This window comes from Brachyspira sp. G79, assembly GCF_002379365.1.
Classification (GTDB): Bacteria; Spirochaetota; Brachyspiria; order Brachyspirales; family Brachyspiraceae; genus Brachyspira.
In genome coordinates this window covers 32,829-53,682 of record NZ_JQIU01000008.1, presented here as the reverse complement: position 1 = coordinate 53,682, position 20,854 = coordinate 32,829, and the positions used below count along the sequence as shown (strand labels likewise).

Below are 20,854 nucleotides of genomic sequence, written 5' to 3'. Positions count from 1 at the left end.
GTTTTATTAACAATATTAGGTTGATGATTAAAAATTAATTATCAGCCTAATATTATAATAATACTTTTTAATTAAGACTGTAAAAATAATTACAGCATTAATAGATTAATTAATATAATTTAATCAAAAGGAAAGAAGATGAACAGCAAACCTATGGGAAATAAAAAATACATATTTACTGCCCTTTCCATCATAATAGCATTATTAATATGGCAGTTTGTTTCATCATCTGATGCAGGTGCTGTTATAGCAAGCCCTGCAGATGTTTTTAGCTCATTTATTAAAGAAATAACTAATGGAAAATTACTGCATCATATAGCAATAAGTTTATTCAGAGTATTATCAGGTTTTGCTTTGGCTTTTATAGTTTCTATACCTATAGCATTTTTAATGGGCTGGTACCAGCCTATACAGCTTTTAATAGAACCAATAATTCAATTTTTAAGAAATATACCAGCATTAGCATATATACCCCTAGTTGTTGTTGCACAAGGGGTAGGAGAAAGTGCTAAGATTACTGTCATATTTATATCTACTTTTTTAGTTATGATTATCACTGTTTATCAAGGAGTAAAAGAAGTAGACCCTACTTTGATAAAGGCAGCAAGAGTACTTGGAGCTAAAGATAAAGATATATTTTTAAAAGTAGTAATACCTGCATCTGTACCTTATATATTAGTAGGTATGCGTTTAGGACTTGGAGCTTCGCTTACTACACTTATAGCAGCAGAACTTACTGGTTCAAATGCTGGTTTGGGACAGATGATACAGGAGGCAAGTCTTTATTTTAGAATGGATATTGTCATGCTTGGTATAATACTTATTGGTATTACAGGACTAGTATTAAACTTAATAGTAAGTATTATAGAAAACAAATTGACAGTATGGCAGGAAAAAAAGAAAAGATAAATAAAATATAATTAAGAGATTATAATATGATGATGAACAAAGAAGTCAAAGTAAAAATTTCTAATGTAAGCAAAATATATAAAGGCACAAACAAAGATGTTCATGCTTTAGATAATGTTAATTTGGATATTTATAAAAACGAATTTGTATGTGTTATAGGCTCTTCAGGCTGCGGAAAAAGTACATTGCTCAATATACTTGCAGGACTTGACACTCCAAATTCAGGAACTATAGAAATAGACGGTAAGGCAATAGAAGGTACTGGTGTTGACAGAGGCGTTGTATTTCAGCAGTATGCTTTATTTCCTTGGCTTACTGTTGCAAAAAATGTTGCTTTTGGATTAGAACTTCAAAAAAAATCAAAAGACGAAATAAATAAAATAGTAGATCATTATTTAAAAGCTGTAGGGCTAATAGATTTTAAAAACTCATATCCTAAAGAATTATCAGGCGGTATGAAACAGCGTGTAGCTATAGCAAGAGCATATGCTGTTAATCCTAATATACTTCTTATGGACGAACCATTCGGAGCTTTGGATGCACAAACAAGAGCTCAGCTTCAAACTGAATTATTAAATACTTGGGATAATGAAAAAAAAACATGCTTCTTTATTACGCATGATGTTGATGAGGCTGTATTTTTAGCTCAAAGAGTTGTTATAATGAGTCCGCGTCCAGGCAGAATAAAAGCAATAGTTGAAGTGCCTATACCCTACCCTAGAGTTCCAGAAACAAAATTATCTAAAGAGTTTAATGATATAAAAAATGAGCTTTGGCAGTTGGTATATCAGGAATATTTAGAAGCCAAAAAATAATTTATGTATAAAATAAATGCTTTTAATTTAATTATTATAAATATATAATTAAAATAAATAAAAATAAAAAAAGGAGATAATATGAAAAAGATAAGAGTAATATTATTCATATTTATAATGGCTTTTGTTGTATCTTGCGGAGGAAATAAAACTTCTTCCGAAGGTTCATCATCTGCTGACAAAATAAGAGTGGCATATTTAGCAGATTTTGCAGGAACATCAGCTGCTGCTATAGCTCAGGAAAAAGGTTTTTTTAAAGAAGAAAATTTAGATGTAGAATTAGTAAAATTTTTAAATGGTCCTTCTGAAATTGCTGCTATGCTTTCCAAAGATATACAATTTGCATACATTGGACATGGTGCACACTCACTAGCTATTCAAGGCAAAGTTAATGTATTAATTCCTAATGGTTTAGGAAAGTCAGAACAAATTATAGTAGGAAAATGGGCTAATGTTAATGATGTAGCAGGATTAAAAGGAAAAACTGTAGGTACTCAGCTTGGAACTTCAGGAGACATAGTACTTGATATAGCTTTGAGAAAGGCTGGAATTACAAAAGATGATGTTAATGTTGTAAATATGGATGTAAGCGGTATAGTATCTTCTATGGTTGGTAAAAAAGTTGATGCTGTATCTGTATGGGCTCCTTATACTTTTGAAATATCTAAACAGCTTGGTGATGAAGTATCTATCATAGCGTCTATCACAAACTATTTAGATGAAGCAGTATTTCCTAGCAGCTGGATAGTTACTCCAGAATATCAAAAAGATAATCCTGATATAGTTAATAGATTTACTAAAGCTATACTTAAAGCTATGGATTACAGATCTGCTAATATGCAAGAAGCTATTGAAATAGTTGCTAAATTGAATGGAACTCCTATTGATTCTGTGGCATTAGAAGAAGAAACTGCTATATGGCTTACTTCTGATGATGTAAAAAAAGCGTATTCTGACGGAGAGGCAGCAAAATGGTATGAAGCTCAGCAGAAAATATTTATAAACTCTGGTGTTGTTACAGATGAAGTAGATGTTAATAATTATGTACAAATAAAATACATTAATGATAATGTGCTTAAATAAATGAAAAATATTACTATTTAGAAATAATTTAAAATAAATTGCAGTATTTTTTATATTTACATATGTATTTCTTTGTAATTAATAAAAAATATAGTATAATATCCAGTGCTGGTATTATACTAGTAAAATAATTTTTATTAAAAATAAAGGATATGTAATTATGTATAATAAGAAAATTGTATTATTAACATTACTAGCAGTGCTATTAATATCATGTGCTAATGGAGGTAGTAAAGAGCCTGATGTAAAAAAAATAGCTAGAATAAGAGTAGGATATATGCCTGATTTTTCAGGTACTTCCGCTGCGGCAATAGCCTTGGAGAAAGGATTTTTTGAAGAGGAAAATTTAAATGTGTCATTAATAAGATTTTTAGATGGACCTTCTGAGATTGATGCTATGCTTTTAAACAATTTAGAGTTTGCATATATTGGTCATGGAGCACATACTTTAGCTATAAAAGGAAAAGTTAATGTATTGTTTCCAAATAGTTTAAGCAAATCTGAACAAATTATTGCAAGAGCGGAGTCTCAGATAAATACTATTTCTGATTTAAGAGGCAAAACAGTAGGTACACAATTTGGAACTTCTTCAGAAATTCTCTTAAATTTGGCACTTAAAACATTAGGAATAAACCAAAATGAATTAAATATTGTTAATATGGACGGACCTACTATAGTATCTTCAATGTTAAATAAAACAATTGATGCTGCTGCAGTGCAGGCTCCTTATACTTTTAACGTATTAAAAAATCTTGGAGATGAAGCAAAAACTATTGTAAATACAATTGATTATTCTGATGCTGGTGCTTTCCCAAGCAGCTGGATAGTTACTCCTGAATATCAGGCTAATAATCCAGACATAGTTAACAGATTTTCAAGGGCGATACTTAAAGCTATGAATTATAGAACTCAAAATATGGATGAAGCTGTTGCAATAGTTGCCAAACAAAATAACACTGATACTAATGCTGTAAATTTAGAAAAAGAAACTGCTGTATGGCTTTCCGGAGATGATATACAAAATGCATATATTGACGGCACAGCTTCTAAATGGTACAAATCGCAGCAAAATATATTTATTTATACTAAAGCTATTACAAATTCGGTTGATATTAATAACTATGTACAAATAAAATATATGAATGATAATATATTTAATAAATAGTTAATTTATTAAAGTATTATTAAATATTAAGCGGTGTGTACTCTTTATGCATCGCTTTTTTAATCATTTATTATAGGATTATAAGAAATAAATAAATGAAAAGATTAAAAGTTAAAAATTTAAAAGAGCAGAATTATATTGATATAGTTAAGCTCTTAAAAATTGGAAATTATTCCAGAGCTGATTTAGCTTATAATTTAGAATTAAGCAAAGCAAGCATATCTGTACTTGTAGAAGATTTGATTAATATGGGTATAGTATATGAAAAATGCGGAGGACAGTCATCTTCTCTTGGCGGAAAAAAACCTATATTACTGGATATTAATAAAAATATAGGGTATTTTTTGGCTGTACATTTTAGAAGAGAATTATGCCATATAGCAATAGTAAATTTAGAAAATGAAATAATCTATGAATATCAAATGGAAGTAGTAATAAATAAAGATTATAAAATAACTTTTAATCCTATAATAAAAAAATTAAAGATATTATATCAAAGCATAAAGATAAAAAAATATTCTCTCTTGGAATCTCAGTACCAGGTAAAACAGGAAAAAAGAATAATTTGCTTATAGACTGTATGGGAATACCTGAATGGAAAAATATACCTCTCAAAGAATATATAGAAAATAATATAAATATAGATGTTATAATAGACAGATATGCATGTGCTATGCTTACATATAATATACTTGAAGAGATGAAAAAATATATGCCTATACAAACTTCTTCAGTATATATTTATCTTAGTAATTGGCTTGGAGTATCTGTTTCAAATAATGGAAAAATTTTATATGGTACACATGACACAGCTGCAAACTACTCTCACACAATAGTAACTGATTCAAATTATATATGCTCCTGCGGAAAAAAAGGCTGCTGGGAGTCTGTAGCAAGTATAAAAGCATTTATGAAAGAACTTCAAAATAAAAGTGATAAATATAAAGATACAACATTTGATGATATTATAAAAAATTATAAAAATGATGATATGGTGATAGATACTTATAAAAATTTCCTAGCATATTGGGTTGCTATAGGAATATACAATATAGTTAATACTTTCGACCCAGAGATAATATTTATAGGAGGCGAAATGATTCATCTGGGTAATGATTTTATTAATGAAATAAAAAATAATATAAAAAATAAATTTAATTCGTATGACTTTCTTACAGAAATCAAAATAGTTGAAAACTTCAAAGAAATTGAAATACATGCAGCGGCATCAATAGCTATATATGATTTTTATAATAACAGTTTATACAAATATCTTTCAGCTAAGTAAAACTATATTAATTTGAGGATTAAAAGCATAATGCTGTTCTATTTTTTTTCTAGTATCTTCTATTAAATTAATAACATCTTCTGCTTTACTAGACACTTTATTTTCATTATATAAATTCTCATTAATAATATAATTAGGAAATCTTTTATGCCATCTCATAGCACCAAATTTCATATCAAGACCTCCTACACGCTCTACCATTTCATATGCCTTAATATCATTAGAATCCTCAAAAACAGGACCTATATTTGCCTCCATTGGAGCAACTGATCCTCTTATATATCTAAACCAATCTATTCTGTTATCAATACTTTCAGGAAGATCGTTATCTAATTTAAATACCGCTGATAATATTACTATAAATTTTCTATCTTCTTCAGTTAAATTTAAATATTCATCTTTACTTAATTCTAATACTAAGCAGTCTTTTTTATTAAAAATTTTTACTGATTTCAAAAACTTTAATAATGATATACCAAAAGATTCTAATTTATCATAAATAGCAGCCCCTATTCTAGTATTAACTAAAGCCACAAACTCTAATCCCGATAAATTTCTAATTCTAGCCTCATGAGAAAGTCTCTCTAAAATAGCAGAACTATTAGACTTTAAAATTCCTTCTTCTAAAAACTCAAAAGATTCAAACTCCCCTTCTAATGATACTATTATTCCATTATATCCTTTATCAGAAACAATTACTTTGCTAGTATCTCCAATAACAAAATAATCTATTTTTTTATTATATAGAAAATTTGCTATATCCAAAAAATCCTGTATCTTTTTTACCGCTATATACAAATCAATATTTCCGCCAACATTAAAACTGCAGCATTTACTAAAAGGGTGATTTTTATAATATTCTATATTTTTTTCTTCGAGAAAACTCTCAACTATCTTGTAATTGTTTTGCATAGTCATTGCTAACCCTCACTATATTACCAGCTCCTAACGTTATTATTATATCTCCATCTTTTTTTATACTCTCTAATACTGGCAATACTTCATCTATATTTTTTATATATCTCACATTCTTATTTTGTTTTTTTACTATATCACATATAATCTCGCCATTAACCCCAGCAATAGGAGATTCTCCTGCCGCATAAATATCAGTAATAATCACCTCATCGGCATCATTAAAAGCATATTCAAAATCATTTAAAAGCAACTCAGTTCTGCTGTATCTGTGAGGCTGAAATACTGCTATTATACGCCTGTTTTTATAGGCATTTCTCACAGATGACAATGTAGCTTTTATTTCTGTTGGGTGATGGGCATAATCATCAAATAATGTTATCTCTTTATCATATAGTTTATTTAATCTTCTGCCTACGCCTTCAAAAGTTTTAAGACCTTCTTTTATATCAGGAACATCTATTCCCAAATGATAAGCAACACCTATAGAAGCTAAAGAGTTTAATACATTATGTATTCCAATAAGAGGCACAGAAAATTCCCCCAAACACTCTTTATTATGATATACTATAAAATATGTAATAGGAGCTTCTACTCTAATAGAATCTTTATCTACATGAAAATCATATGATTTATCAAAACCATAAGAATAATATTTTTTATTAGCACTTTTGGATAAATCCCTTACAACATCATTTTCAAAACATAAAAAGGAACAGCCGTAAAAAGGAACTTTATTAATAAACTCTAAAAAAGCAACTCTTAAAGCCTCAACATTTCCGTAATAATCTAAATGATCATTATCTATATTAGTTACAACATTAATAACAGGAGAAAGTCTCAAAAAACTTCCGTCGCTTTCATCAGCCTCGCATACCATATACTCACTGCTAAGATCATTACAAGCGGCATTGCTTTTCAAATTAAAATGATTTCCGCCTATAATACAAACAGGATTAAGCCCCGCATGCATCATTATCTGACTTATAAGCGAAGTTGTAGTGGTCTTTCCATGAGAGCCTGATATTGCTATACCGTATCTCAAACGCATAAGCTCAGCAAGCATCTCCCCTCTCGATATAACTGTTATCTTTTTTGCCTTTGCTGCAACTATCTCTTCATTTGCAGGACTTATAGCCGATGAAGTTACAACCGCAGTAATATCATCTTCTATATTAGATGCATGATGACCATAATATACTTTTATCCCAGATTTTTCTAAAGATTCAGTTTTTGCTGTTTTTGCTAAATCACTTCCAGTTATAGTAAAACCAATAGCATTCAATACACTTGCTATTGCACTCATTCCTATTCCGCCTATTCCTATAAAATGTATCTTTTCTTTTCTTTTTGTAAACATTATGTCAGTCAATCCTTTAATAATAAATCAAACACTTCAATTATAAAAATTCATTATTTACTTATTTATTTTTTAAATTACTCATTATATCATCTACTATTGAAGACACAGCCCTTGAACTCCAACTACTTCTAATCTTCTCACGCATATCTTTTAATCTTTCATCATTATTCAAATTATTTATAACAACACTCTCTAATTTTTCTTTATTTAAATCTGATTCTTCTATTAAATAAGCCATATCTTTATTAAGTAAATCTAAAGCATTAAAATACTGGTGATTATCTGTTGCATACGGAAAAGGTATAAGCAAAGAAGGTACATTAACCGCTAATATCTCACTTATAGAACTGCTTCCCGCCCTAGATATAACAAAATCAGCAGCATGAAGTAAATTAGCCATATCCTTATAATAGCTATGCACAAAAACATTATCAAATTTAGCCTTATTAACTTTTTCTATTATCTCAGAAGCCCATTTTGGTCCTGCAAGCCATTCTATACGTACATTTTTTACTTTATCTTTAATATCTTTTATACATTCAAAAAATAGCTCATTTAATTTTAATGCCCCTTGAGAACCTCCCATAACAACTAAGAGTTTATCATCATTAGATAATTTCATAACTATTCTTGCCCCTTCTCTATTAACTACAAAGAAGTCATTTCTTACAGGGTTTCCAAAAACTTTTCCTTTAGGCATAAACTCCAAAGTCTTTGAAAAAGTTAAATAAGTTTGTTTTGCATATTTATAAAATATTCTATTAACTTTACCTGGTATAGAGTTTTGTTCGCATAAAAATATAGGTATATTATTCCATTTAGCAACATAGAGCATAGGAAGAGATACAAATCCGCCCATTCCTATTATACAGTCTGGGTTATGTTTTTTAATGATTTTTAGAGACTTCATCAAAGCTGGTATAAATCTTAATATAAATAGTATTTTTTTCCAAAAATTTCCGGGAGGATTAATATTAATAGTATTAAAATCATAATTATGAGGTATAAGATGATAGTCTTTTTGAGCAACTACAAGTCTAGGTTTATGTCCCTGATGTTTTACATAATCATATATTGAAATAGCAGGTGTTATATGTCCTGCTGTACCTCCTCCGCATAAAATAATATTCATTTTTCACTCCTTTGAGTTATTTTTAAAAGTATAGCAACCATTATCATATTGATAACTAAAGCATTTCTTCCATAACTAATAATAGGAAGCGGCATTCCAGTAGTAGGTATCATAAGAGTTGCAACCATTATATTTAAATATGCCTGAACACTTATAAACATAGTTATAGCAAACGAAAGATTTTTTAAAAACAGATCATTTGTCCGTGATGATATAATAAAACCTCTTATAGTAAATGATAAAAATAAAAGAAGTATTATTAAATTACCTACCAAACCATATCTTTGAGATACTGAAGCATATATAAAGTCAGTTAATGCTGCTGGCAAATGTGTGCTTACATCTCTTATTTCTTCATCAGGTATGCCAGTAATTCCTCCGTAATTGAATGCCAATTTTGCCCTTCTAATTTGATAAATATCCTCTTCTGACTGCGACTGAGGATCAAGATACGAATTAACTCTGCTTCTCATATAAGGTACATTAAAGATAAATAATCCGAAAACTACAGCAAGAAGAACAGCAGAAAAAAGAAGAGATCTGAAAGGTATACCTCCATAAAAAAATATTGAAAAACCAACCATAGCAAATAATAATGCAGTTCCAGAATCAGGCTCTATAAGTATAAGCCCTGATACCAAACATAAAATAAGAAGCGGAGGAAATAGTCCTTTTTTTATATCAAATAATTTTTCACCTTTTTTGCTAAGTACACTTGCAAAATATATACTGCAGGTTACCTTTGCTATTTCAGAAGGCTGTATAGTAATTCCAGAAGGAAGTAAAAGCCACCTTTTAGCATAACTTCCTGCAACTGTTATACCAAAGAAATATACCCAAACAAGAAGAAGCAACGTAAAAAGCAAAAGAAAAGGCACCATCTTATCTAAAAATCCAAAAAAATCTGGAAGAATAAGAACTATTAAAGTACCTAACAACATTATAGATAATAATTTTAAATGATTATCAAAATATCCTCCATTAGGCTCATGTATAGTTTGAGCACCATATATGGCAACTAAACCAGCCACAAGTAAGGCTATATATATAATTAATAAATATCTATCAGGCATTAATTTTCTTTTTATCATATTAAAATAAACACTCTTTAAATTATTTATAATATCTTATAGGCTAATGACATTTTAAGTTCTATAAAAGTTTCATTATTATAATAAGGAATACCTACATGCAAACCAGCTGAAGCCCCTATATTGAGTAATAATCTTTCTTTCAAGAACTTAAAATTGACAATAGCTGCTATTCCTAATTTATGCGACAAATGTTTAGAATTAATCAAATAAGTAAGTCCGTAATATCCGCCTATATAAAATAAACTAATTCTTCCCAAAAGAAAAAAATCATTAATCAATTCAAACTCGCTTTTTTTATGAAGTATAGAAGTTCTAGGATCATAATAGTATTCTTTATCTCCAACATTAACATAAGAAATATTTAAATTATTTATTAAAGCAAAATTATTAAACTTAAATATAAAATATGGTGATATATTTATTATATAACCAAAAGCACTGCCTTTCTTCATAGCATAAAGTTCATCAAAAGAATAACTTACATCTTTACTATCGAAACCAGCATATCCAAAGTTCATAATATTAAACATAAAATCAGCATATCCACTTATTCTCACTCCTAAAAATGATAGCGGTCTAATATCAGCAAATACCCCTACCATATCAGAAGACAGCGAAAAATTATTTTCTATGCCAAAATCTGCTTTAGTACCTTTAAATAAAAAATTAGTGGCATTTTTATACATATACAATCTATAATATAATCTGGTTTCTAAATTAAATTTTATATAATTAAATCCTCCTAAAGCAGTTTGTTCTATAAAAAGTTCATTACTATAAATACCAGTGTTCGTATTTAATGACAACTCCCTCTCATACATATCCATATTAAAAAGAGTATTTATATCAGCAAAAACAATGCTTGGATATAAACAAATCATTATTATAATAATATTTATCTTTTTCATTTAAATCTTAAATATCCAATACAAACTTTTTAATATGATACTTTATAAAACAAAAAAATCAAGATTATATGTATTAAAAATATATTGAAAAAAAATATATATATGTTAATATTAGGTTAAGACTGTATCTTATTTTTAGGTATTTTTAATGTATAGAAGTATTATCAAATCCATAATGGAAAATCGTATTGGAGTGATAAAAAAAGACTCTAATCTATTAGAGTTGGTCTCTATTGCATCTAAATCTTCTAATAAAATACTAGCAGTTGTAAATGATTCTGATAAAATTGTAGGTGTTATAAATTGCGATAATATTTTAGTAAATATTATCAAAGATATATCAAAAAAGAGTTCAAAAAATGCTGTAATTAATAAAGAAGTATCTGCTTTTATGAATAAAAATCTTATAATAGCACATCCTGAAGATGATATACTTATGACTTTTGATATTATGAAAGATAATAAAATAGATTATTTAGTAATAATAAACTCAGATAATTATCCTATAGGTGTTGTAAATATTTACGATTTGTTTGAAAATGTAATAAAAATTAAAATACGTAATATGAGTTTCAGTGTAAATGAAATAGAAAAAAAATCTTCTATAGAAAAAGATAAAGTTATAAAAAAACTTATGAAAGAAATAGATACTCTTCATGCACAGTCTACAATAGATCCTCTAACTGGTCTATTTAATGTACGTTATTTTAATAAAATAATAGAAGAAGAAGTTGACAGAGCAAAAAGATACAAATACAGCATTTCTATAATATTTATGGATTTGGATCATTTTAAAGATATTAATGATATATACGGGCATGACTGTGGAAATGTAGTTCTTCATGAAATTGGTAAACTTTTAAGCAATGCTTCTGATAATAATATTCATATGCTTAGAAAAAGTGACATTGCTATACGTTACGGCGGAGAAGAGTTTATAGTAATATGCCCTAATACCAAAAAAGAGCAGGCATATATAGTAGCAGAAAGAATACGTAAAACCGTAGAAAAAAAGAGGTTTAACTATGAATCTACTATAATAAATGTTACCGTAAGCGTAGGAATAGCAGAGCACAAGGGTACATCGAAAAAGCCTATAGCTGACACAATAAAGAATGCTGACTCGGCCATGTATGAAGCTAAACATCTTGGAAGAAATAAGGTTATAATGCATTAATTTTTCAGATTATAAAAGTCAATTCCAAATTCGTTTCAATTTTTAATCTTTTCATATTTTTTAAACATTAATAATAGCAGGATAATGAGTAATTTAAGTATTCAAAATAAATATACACAATTACAAAAAACACAATAACAAATATTTATAAAATAACTTTAATAATCTTAAATTTACAAAAAAGCCCCAATATTATAAAAAATATTAAGGCTTTTTATATAAAATTAAAATAAAAAATTCATTACATAGACTGTAGAGAAGTTAATACTGCCAAATCAGCTATATCCTGAGCAGAACAGCCTCTTGAAAGGTCATTAGCAGGTTTAGCAATACCTTGAAGCATAGGACCTATAGCAGTACATTTACCTACTCTTTGAGCTATTTTGTATCCGATATTTCCAGCATTTAATTCTGGGAATACAAGTACATTAGCATTACCTTTAATAGGAGAACCAGGAGCTTTCTGAGCACCTACTTTTTCTACTATAGCAGCATCAAACTGCATTTCGCCGTCATAATCAAAATTTACATTACGTGAATCTAATATTTTTTTAGCTTCTATAACTTTATCAACACTTTCATGTTTAGCAGAACCTTTAGTAGAGAAAGAAAGCAAAGCAACTTTTGGTTCTAAACCAGTCATAATTCTATAAGATTCAGCAGTAGATTCAGCAATATCAGCAAGCTGTTCAGAGGTAGGATCAGGTATAACTGCACAGTCAGCAAAACAAGCTATACCATTTGTAAATAAAGATTTGTCTGGACTTTCAATAAAGAAAGTAGAAGATAAAGTTTTAATACCTTTTTTAAGACCAATTAAAAATAAAGCAGCTCTTAACATTTCACCAGTAGCATATACTGCTCCTCCTACCATACCATCAGCATCGTTAGAAGCAAGCATAGCAGCACCAGTATAAACAGAATTGTTAATAATTAAATCTTTAGCCTGATCTTTAGTCATACCTTTTTTTTCTCTGGCTTTAAAAAGCATTTCAATATAACTTTCTGTTTTAGAATCTTTATTAGGGTCAAAAATTTTAGCAAAATTACCATCTAACTCTAATGAATTTTCTTTTGCTAAAGCTTCTATTTTTGATGTGTCGCCTACCAATATAACTCCTTTAACTAACTGTTCTTTTTTCAAAATAACTGCAGCTTTAACATGTCTTTCATCATATCCTTCAGCCAATATTATAGTTTTAGGATTAGATTTTACTTTTTCTCTCAAATTATCCATAAATGATGCCATAATAAAAAAACCTCTTTAAAAATAAAATTACTATCTATATAGTTTAATACATAAATAATATTTTTGCAAACATATACCATGCATATGTATTATTTTTATATAATATATATAATTTAAAATTAATTTTTTTCAATATTTAAAACAAATTCATATAAAAATAAAAAAGCTATTTATATTTTAATAATTAAAATTTATCGTATTTTTAACACTTGTTATATATAAAAAGGGAGCATTCAATGCCCCCTAATAAAATTACAATTTATAAATTAGCTCCATTTTTTGTATGTAACCAAAGTAGGGTCTTCAACTTGTTTAGGGAAATAATCCTCGCAAGAACCTTCTCTGTAAACATCTGCAGTAGCACAATGCAAACCGCCTCCGAATGGATAAGCATCTCTAAATGGTACTGGTATAACATTCATGCCAAGTTTGTCCATTTGTTCCAACTGATGTACTTCGCTTGCTTCTACCAATACTGTTTTATGGTCTAATACCAAACAGTTCATAGAAAGCCAAACACTTGAATAACAAAGAGGAGGAGGAGTTTCATGTGCAGGCTGTGCAGCATCTACTATTTCCCAGCCATTAGCTTCAAATATTTTTCTTTGTTCTTCTGGAAGTTTTCTAGTAGGGTTATTAATTATCAAACCAGGTCTTAATGGTACAAATGTAGCGTCAATGTGAATTGGATAAGGGTCTCCAGGGAAGTTTACAGCATGTACTCTGAAATCTGGATATTGTCTTCTTAACCATTCCATAGCTTTTCTGTTTGTTGTTAGTCCATGCTGACAGAATAAATCTTTACCTAATCTCATAACATCAGCAGCATCAAAAAGTATTTCATGTTCAGTTGTTACCATGTGAAGTTTAGCAGTTCTTTCAAGTAATACCTCTTCTGTTACATCACCGTCAAAATAATGCATATCATAACTAGCATCACCAAGTTCAGGACGAGGTGCTGATATCCATCTGAAATCAGGGTCTTCATCAAAATATTTTCTAAGTATTGGTGAATAAGCTAAATATTCAAAATATCTTGATCTGAATGACATAGGAGCTGCTATTATATCATTACCTATAGTAAGAAGTACATCTCTAGGAGGCATACATCCGAACATACTTCCAGTCATAAAATGAGGTGTTATAACAGCCTGATTCCATTGAAGAGGAGTTGGTCTGTCAACTTTTACTCCATGCTGTTCTAATATTTTACAAAGATTATCTAGCTGAGCATTTGCTTTTTCCACTGTATCTAAAGGTCTTGGACCTGTCATACCTCTCATAGGGCTGTTTAAAGGTACTTTAGCTTTAGATGCAGGTTCAGATGGAGCTATACAGCAGTTATCAGCTCTTCCTACTATAACATGTTTTAACGGGTCAAAATCATTCCACGAATTAACGATTTTCATATTGAGAAATCTCCTTATATTTATTACAGTTTTTATTTATTAAACTAATAATATTTTAAAAAATAATATTATTATGATACTTGCTTTAGAAAATTAATCGAAATTGTAAAAAGATAAAATCACCTCAATAGAGACGAAATAGGATAAGAAAACTTTTTTGCTTTTAGTTTAAGATTTTTCATTATCAGTACTCCTATTGATTATCAATAATAAAATATTAAATAATAATCAATAACTAGAAACATATAAACACATAATATTTATACTGAGAGATTATATATTTTTTATTATTTTTGTCAATAAATAATATAATATTAGTCAGTTTTTTTTATAGTACTTCCAATTTCGCATATAAATATAGCAGATATCATGCATATACCTCCTATTATAAAATTTATAGTAAGAGGATCTTTCATAAAAATAATACCACCCAAAGCCCCCAAAAATGATTCCAAACTCAGAATAATTCCAGCCTTATTTGGATTAACATATTTCTGAGATACTGTTTGAAGGAGATACGCTATACCTGTAGCACCTATAGACAAATAAATAAGAGAATACATGCTTTCTTTTGATACGGCATTTATATTGAATGGTGTTGAAGTGATAATTCCTGCAGATAATGATATTATACCTGCTACTATAAGCTGCAATGAAGCCATTATTATACCGTCTACATATTCAAGCATTTTATCTATAAGCATTAAATGAACAGCAAATACAACGGCACAAAGCAAAGCAAATAAATCCCCAGCCTTAATACTGCCCAGTCCATCAAATGATGTTAATAAATATAATCCTATAACAGTAATCACAGCCGCTACAAATGCCGCAATATGAGGTCTTTTCTTATATAATGCCCAAGCAAAAAATGGTATAAATATAACATAAGAACCAGTGAAAAATGCTACCTTTGAAGCTGTTATAAATTTAGAACTCATAGTTTGTAGAAAGAACCCCAAAAATAAAGCAGCACCTACAGGTATTGAAAGGAGTATATCTCTCTTTGTTATTTTTTTCATTCTTCTAAAGAAAATTAAAGAAAGAAAAATACCTCCTGCTAAATTTCTAAATCCAACAAGATAAAAAGGCTCTATTTCACGTACAACAATTTTCACTGCAACAAAACTATATCCCCAAATTAATGCCGTTAAAAATATACCTATAGTACCTAGTCTTTCTTTATTATCCATAATAATAATATCCAAAACATAAAAAATATGATGATAGATAATATAATATTTATATTAAAATGTCAAAATATATTTTACAAAATAAGAGAGTATTTATGATTTTAATTTACTTTGAAATAAATCAGCTATACTATTATATCCCTTTTCTTTAGCAATGAAATATTCTCTTTCAAATACATTATTAGGATAATTTATTGTATAATATTCAACTAATCTTTCGCATATTTCAAAATATCCATTTGAAGAAGCTATATATAATGCTGTATCTCCATTAGAATTTCTATCTTTTACAGAAGCATTATTTTTAATCAAATATTCTACAACATCAAGCTTTCCATTATCGGCTGCAATCATTAAAGGTGTTTCCTCAAGTTTGCTTTTTTTATTAATAATATCAGGAGATAACTGAAAAATATATTTTACAATATCAATATAGCCTTTAGCACATGCAAACATAAAAGAATTCCAGCCGTTAATATCTATTTCTCCTATGTCCTCACCTTTCTCTACTAAATATTTTACAGATTTCAAATTATCATATATAACAGCCCACATTAAAGGGGTAATAGAACCTTCTGCACTATTCAAAGACATACCATACATAAGAAGAAGCTCAACTATATCTATGTTTCCAGCTATAACAGCATGTACTAAAGCATTTCTATCTATACTGTCATAAACATCTACATCAGCATTATTGTCAAGCAAAGTTTTTACTATCTCAATATTTCCAATATAGCATGCATACATTAAAGGAGTTACATCATCATCATCAGCCTTATTAACATCAGCACCATACTTAATTAATAAATCTATAATTTCCTTGTTTTCTATTTCTATGGCAGATATTAAAGCAGATTTGCCGTTATCTGTAACACCGTCTAATGGAACTTTATTCATAAGAAAATAATTTACTATATCTTTGTGACCTGCTGAAGCGGCTACTGCCAACGCTTTAGGAGCTTTTTTCCTAGAATTATCAAAGAAGTATCTCACTACATCTAAATGACCATTATAAGCTGCTGATATAAATGCACTTGAAAATACATTATGTTTGTTTACGCCTAATTTTGAATGTATATAATGAACTAAAGATAAATTTCCGCTTATAGCCGCTATTGTAAGTGAGTATTTTGGTATCTCTATATCATTTGTATTAAGTATATATTCCACAATATCAATATTGCCGCTTGATATGGCATAAGATAATACAGTCTCTTCATATATGTCAGAATCATCTACATTAGCATTATTATCTATAAGAAATTTTACTGCTTCAAAATTAGATTTCTGACAGGCATACATAAGAGGAGTTACATTAGTATCAGTCTTGGCATTGACATCGGCACCATTTTCTACAAGTATTTTTATAATGTCAAAATGATTTTCAGAACAAGCATAATGCAAAGGTGTTTCACTGTTACAGTTGCTTAAATTTACTGATGCTCCTCTATTTATAAGTAAATTTACTATATCTCTATGACCATTGGCACAGGCATTCATAAGAGGAGTTATATATAATTGATCCGCCTTATTTACATCAGCACCTGCATCTAAAAGAAGTTCAACTATTTCCTTATACCCTGCTCGGCAGGCATGAGTTAATGGGGTTAGCCCCAATATATTGCTTAAATTGACATCTATATCTTTATTTTTTAATAAAATTTCTACTGCTAATATATTATTTCTTGCTGAAGCTTCATGCAATTCTATTTCAATTTCTCTCATAAACATTAAACCCCATTATATATTTATAATTTAATATAAAACCCCAAATAGTCAAATATATTTTTTATTTATTAATAAAATTTATTTGTCATTATAAATTATAATATTAATTTAGCAATTTTTTTTAAAAAAATTTATAAATTGATAAAAAAAATATTACTTAATTAACATTATTCAATATAATAAAAGCCAAAGTTGCTATAGAACAGTATATTGCCGTACCTATTATATCGCATATAGAGGTAAGCATAGGAGCACCGCTTATAGCAGGATCTATATTTAATTTTGTTAATATAAAAGGCAGACAAAGACCTATAATGCTCCCTATAAAAACTATACTAAACATTGATATGCCTACAATAGCAGCTATCTCAAACCCTCCGCGTATAATACCCAATATATAAGCACCTACAGCCATACTAAGTCCAAGCATAAAAGATACTATTAATTCTTTTGAAAACATATAAAACCAATCTTTAACTACAACATCTCCTATAGCAAGCGAACGTATAACAAGCGTAGCAGACTGACTACCAGCATTTCCTCCGCTTCCTATAAGCAATGGTAAAAATACTACTAATACTATATGTTTCTGCAGTGTATTTTGAAATATTCCTATAACTCCGCCTGAAAATATATTAATAAATACTAGTATTAATAGCCATAATATTCTTTGTTTGTACAAAGTTGTTATGGGTGTTATTTTTAAGTTATCATCAAACTGATCCTCACTTGAAGTAATACCAGCCATTTTATGAAAATCATCAGTATACTCTTCTTCAGCTATATCAAGTATATCATCAACTGTAACAATACCAAGAATAGCATGCCTATCATCAATAACAGCAAGAGAATGAAGATTATATTTTTTTATCACTTCAATGGCATTTTCCTGCTCTTCATAAACTAATATATAAGGACAGCTGCTTGTTATTTCTGATATAAGGGTATTTTTATCAGTGAAAAATAATTTCCTTAATGTAATAGACCCTATTAATGTACGCCTTTCATCTATAACGTATATAGTAGTATAGGTTTCAGCATCTTCTATATTGCTTCTTATATATTCAAAAGCCTCAGCTACTGTCCAATCTGGCTTAATACTTATATATTCAGGCGTCATCAAACGACCTATACTACCCTCTGGATATGCTAAAAGCCATGAAGCTATTTCACGCTCCTCACTGCCTAGAAGTTTTAATATATTTTCAGACATTTCCTCTGGTATAGACTCCAAAAAATATGTCCTATCATCTGGATTCATATTCTCCAAAAGCTCTTTAATATCAGCTTCTGGCATGTTTTCTATTATTCTTTGCTGATCTATAGGAACTAGCTCTGGAAATACACCCAAATAATAATCTTTAGGAAGTATACTAAAAACTTTATATTTATCTTCATTTTTTAAAGAAGTTATTAAATTAGCTGTTTCAACCTCCTGCCATAATGTAAGTATATCTCTTAATGCATCCCAATCTTTTTCTTCTATCAAATCTTCAATTTCAGGCTGTAAAAGTTCTTTAAGCATACACCGCTCCCGCCAAAATATTATAAACTAATTAACCAAAAATATAATTAAAAATTAATACCTAGTTCCTACTAAATAAGTACCTACCTGTACACCAAAATCAAATGAATGTATATTATACTTTGAATAATTAGGATTTTTATAATTCATAGCAAAATCATAATTAAAATAAAGTCCTGCGGCAACTGCTGCAAAACTGCTTAAATTATACTTAAAATCTATAGTAAATTTCAAATAAGGTATCACTACCGTTTCAAATGAGTTTTCTATTTCATTCCTATTCAATTTAACTCCATAATCAGCGTCCTGAATATTAGCAGCTAATGGTATTTTTACACCAGTTCCTATACCTAATGATAATACCAAAGCTGTAACTCTAAACATAAAGCCTGTATTTAAACTGTCAAATGTATATGAAACAACATTGGCATCCTGTGTGTTTATATATTTATAAGAACTTCTATAGTATCCAATATCTGCCAAAACATCAAAACCTAATAATCCACCGAAATCATAAAAATATCCTGGCTGAACTAATACCCCAAAATCAAAAGCACTGCTCGTTTTTAATATATTTAATTTACTGCCGTCAAGTCCTCTTACATCAGCAAAGGCAAAACTTCCAGTCAATGGGACAAATAATGCCACACCTCCGCCATGCTGAGCAAATAAACTAAAACTAGAAACAGTTAAAAATAATAATGATAATACAATTTTTTTCATATGATTCCTACTTTTTTATTATATATTTTATATAATTTCTATAATATAAAAAAATGATAGAATGTCAATTATTTATTTTACTCTATATTTATAAAATTAATAAATTTGAAATTTGTATTAAAAATGATAAAATGCCTTATATTATAATTGGCTGGAAAATAAAATGATACTAAATTTAAATAAATTCGGAAAGTTTAAAAATAAATCCTTTGAAATATCTGATAAACTAACCCTATTCTATGGAGAAAATGAATCTGGTAAAACAACAATATTTGATTCTCTTATGCTTTTATTCTCAGAAAATAAAAAAACTTCATCATTTGCAAAACAAATAAAATCAAGATACGGTGATGATATAGATATTAATATTATACCAGAAATAGACCCTTCAAAAAAAATGCATCCTCAGTCTTATAATAATTTATATTCAATAAGACAAAGCGAAATAATATTTGAAATGTCAGACAGCAAAAAAGATTCCAAAGATTGGGAAAGCGAAATAAAAAAGAAATTATTTGCTTCCGATATAGATGTTGGTAAAATAATATCCGAAGTAAAAGCAGAATATTCTGGAAAATCTCAGTCAGCAATACCAGCTCAATTAAAAAATTTAAAATACAGAAATGAAGAGATAAAAGAAGAACTTAATAATCTATATAATAAAGCTAATACTGAAGTTAATAAAAAAGATAAATTAAAAGAGTTAAATGAACTTCTGAAAGAAAGCGACAATATCATAAAAGAAAAAGTTAATGAATACAATAAATTAAACAGTCTAAAAGAAGAAAAAAATAAATCAAAAGAAAAAAATGCTGCATTAAATATACTTACTATGATAAATGACTTTTATAAAAAAGATAAATTTATAAAAGAAAATCTCAATCTGCAAAATGATCATTCAAAAACAATAAATGACATTGAAAGAAAGATAGATGAATGCAAAAATAATATAGCATATATTAAAGGAAAAATAGAACCGCTGCAAAAATCTTATGAAGAAAAGAAAAAAACTGATTATGAAAGCATAAGATTAAGAATAGATAAGGCTGTAAAAAAAATAGATGTATTAAGAGAGAAAAATAATAAAATACCAAAAATAGTTTTTTTTGTCTGCTATAATTTTTAATATCATCACTTTTAAGTTTATATTTTTAAAAAATCCGTATTGGGTTTTT

At 28.5% G+C, this 20,854-nt stretch carries 19 protein-coding genes; 8 read left to right on the top strand and 11 right to left on the bottom strand.

Annotated elements, in window-relative coordinates; translation table 11 throughout:
* Window positions 1-138 precede the first annotated feature (138 nt).
* The 6 genes from KQ44_RS01965 (at window position 139) to KQ44_RS14685 (ending at window position 5,260) form a co-directional block, all read left to right on the top strand.
* Entirely contained in the window at window positions 139-909 is a 771-nt protein-coding gene (locus KQ44_RS01965) for an ABC transporter permease (protein WP_096736006.1), read from the top strand.
* Window positions 910-938: 29 nt separating this feature from the next.
* Window positions 939-1,724, top strand: a complete 786-nt coding sequence (locus tag KQ44_RS01960; protein WP_096737771.1) for an ABC transporter ATP-binding protein — start codon at window positions 939-941, stop codon at window positions 1,722-1,724.
* An 81-nt stretch (window positions 1,725-1,805) separates the two neighbouring features.
* Window positions 1,806-2,807, top strand: a complete 1,002-nt coding sequence (locus KQ44_RS01955) for an ABC transporter substrate-binding protein (RefSeq protein WP_096736005.1) — start codon at window positions 1,806-1,808, stop codon at window positions 2,805-2,807.
* A gap of 160 nt (window positions 2,808-2,967) precedes the next feature.
* Window positions 2,968-3,972, top strand: coding sequence for an ABC transporter substrate-binding protein (locus KQ44_RS01950; RefSeq protein ID WP_096736004.1), 1,005 nt, complete (start codon window positions 2,968-2,970; stop codon window positions 3,970-3,972).
* Between the two features lie 95 nt (window positions 3,973-4,067).
* Window positions 4,068-4,547 (top strand): xylose repressor, encoded by a 480-nt coding sequence (locus KQ44_RS14690; RefSeq protein WP_240516428.1) that lies wholly within the window; start codon window positions 4,068-4,070, stop codon window positions 4,545-4,547.
* Window positions 4,451-5,260, top strand: coding sequence for an ROK family protein (locus KQ44_RS14685; protein WP_346426129.1), 810 nt, complete (start codon window positions 4,451-4,453; stop codon window positions 5,258-5,260). Before KQ44_RS14690 ends, KQ44_RS14685 begins: the two co-directional genes overlap by 97 nt.
* On the opposite strand, the gene KQ44_RS01940 is transcribed toward KQ44_RS14685, so the two are convergent.
* The 5 genes from KQ44_RS01940 to KQ44_RS01920 form a co-directional block, all read right to left on the bottom strand.
* Window positions 5,249-6,178: a UDP-N-acetylmuramate dehydrogenase gene (locus KQ44_RS01940; RefSeq protein ID WP_096736003.1), complete on the bottom strand. Its 930-nt coding sequence runs from the start codon at window positions 6,176-6,178 to the stop codon at window positions 5,249-5,251. The two genes, KQ44_RS14685 and KQ44_RS01940, sit on opposite strands and share 12 nt — an antisense overlap.
* Window positions 6,147-7,535 (bottom strand): UDP-N-acetylmuramate--L-alanine ligase, encoded by a 1,389-nt coding sequence (gene murC, locus KQ44_RS01935; RefSeq protein ID WP_096736002.1) that lies wholly within the window; start codon window positions 7,533-7,535, stop codon window positions 6,147-6,149. Before murC ends, KQ44_RS01940 begins: the two co-directional genes overlap by 32 nt.
* Window positions 7,536-7,596: 61 nt before the next feature.
* Window positions 7,597-8,670 (bottom strand): UDP-N-acetylglucosamine--N-acetylmuramyl-(pentapeptide) pyrophosphoryl-undecaprenol N-acetylglucosamine transferase, encoded by a 1,074-nt coding sequence (locus KQ44_RS01930; protein ID WP_096736001.1) that lies wholly within the window; start codon window positions 8,668-8,670, stop codon window positions 7,597-7,599.
* Window positions 8,667-9,761 carry an FtsW/RodA/SpoVE family cell cycle protein gene (locus KQ44_RS01925; RefSeq protein WP_096736000.1) on the bottom strand — a complete coding sequence of 365 codons (1,095 nt, stop codon included), beginning with the start codon at window positions 9,759-9,761 and terminating at the stop codon, window positions 8,667-8,669. The genes KQ44_RS01930 and KQ44_RS01925 overlap by 4 nt, the downstream gene beginning before the upstream one ends.
* A gap of 26 nt (window positions 9,762-9,787) precedes the next feature.
* On the bottom strand, window positions 9,788-10,672 hold the full coding sequence (locus KQ44_RS01920; protein WP_096735999.1) for a toxin A: 885 nt from the start codon (window positions 10,670-10,672) through the stop codon (window positions 9,788-9,790).
* Window positions 10,673-10,820: 148 nt separating this feature from the next.
* Between KQ44_RS01920 and KQ44_RS01915 the strand changes: the two genes are divergently transcribed.
* The gene (locus KQ44_RS01915) at window positions 10,821-11,849 is read left to right on the top strand and encodes a diguanylate cyclase (protein ID WP_096735998.1); all 1,029 of its coding nucleotides are present in this window, start codon (window positions 10,821-10,823) and stop codon (window positions 11,847-11,849) included.
* A gap of 241 nt (window positions 11,850-12,090) precedes the next feature.
* Here the strand turns inward: KQ44_RS01915 and pta are convergent, their stop codons facing one another.
* The 6 genes from pta to KQ44_RS01885 form a co-directional block, all read right to left on the bottom strand.
* Window positions 12,091-13,098, bottom strand: coding sequence for a phosphate acetyltransferase (pta, locus tag KQ44_RS01910; RefSeq protein WP_096735997.1), 1,008 nt, complete (start codon window positions 13,096-13,098; stop codon window positions 12,091-12,093).
* A 266-nt stretch (window positions 13,099-13,364) separates the two neighbouring features.
* Complete coding sequence (locus KQ44_RS01905; RefSeq protein ID WP_096735996.1) at window positions 13,365-14,507, bottom strand: serine/threonine protein kinase; 1,143 nt, start codon at window positions 14,505-14,507, stop codon at window positions 13,365-13,367.
* Between the two features lie 314 nt (window positions 14,508-14,821).
* Window positions 14,822-15,700, bottom strand: coding sequence for a DMT family transporter (locus KQ44_RS01900; RefSeq protein ID WP_096735995.1), 879 nt, complete (start codon window positions 15,698-15,700; stop codon window positions 14,822-14,824).
* A 93-nt stretch (window positions 15,701-15,793) separates the two neighbouring features.
* Window positions 15,794-17,428 (bottom strand): ankyrin repeat domain-containing protein, encoded by a 1,635-nt coding sequence (locus KQ44_RS01895; RefSeq protein WP_096735994.1) that lies wholly within the window; start codon window positions 17,426-17,428, stop codon window positions 15,794-15,796.
* Window positions 17,429-17,588: 160 nt separating this feature from the next.
* Window positions 17,589-18,956, bottom strand: a complete 1,368-nt coding sequence (gene mgtE, locus KQ44_RS01890; protein ID WP_096735993.1) for a magnesium transporter — start codon at window positions 18,954-18,956, stop codon at window positions 17,589-17,591.
* Window positions 18,957-19,010: 54 nt separating this feature from the next.
* The gene (locus tag KQ44_RS01885) at window positions 19,011-19,679 is read right to left on the bottom strand and encodes a hypothetical protein (protein ID WP_096735992.1); all 669 of its coding nucleotides are present in this window, start codon (window positions 19,677-19,679) and stop codon (window positions 19,011-19,013) included.
* Between the two features lie 163 nt (window positions 19,680-19,842).
* Between KQ44_RS01885 and KQ44_RS01880 the strand changes: the two genes are divergently transcribed.
* The gene (locus tag KQ44_RS01880) at window positions 19,843-20,805 is read left to right on the top strand and encodes an ATP-binding protein (protein WP_240516426.1); all 963 of its coding nucleotides are present in this window, start codon (window positions 19,843-19,845) and stop codon (window positions 20,803-20,805) included.
* Window positions 20,806-20,854: the final 49 nt, after the last annotated feature.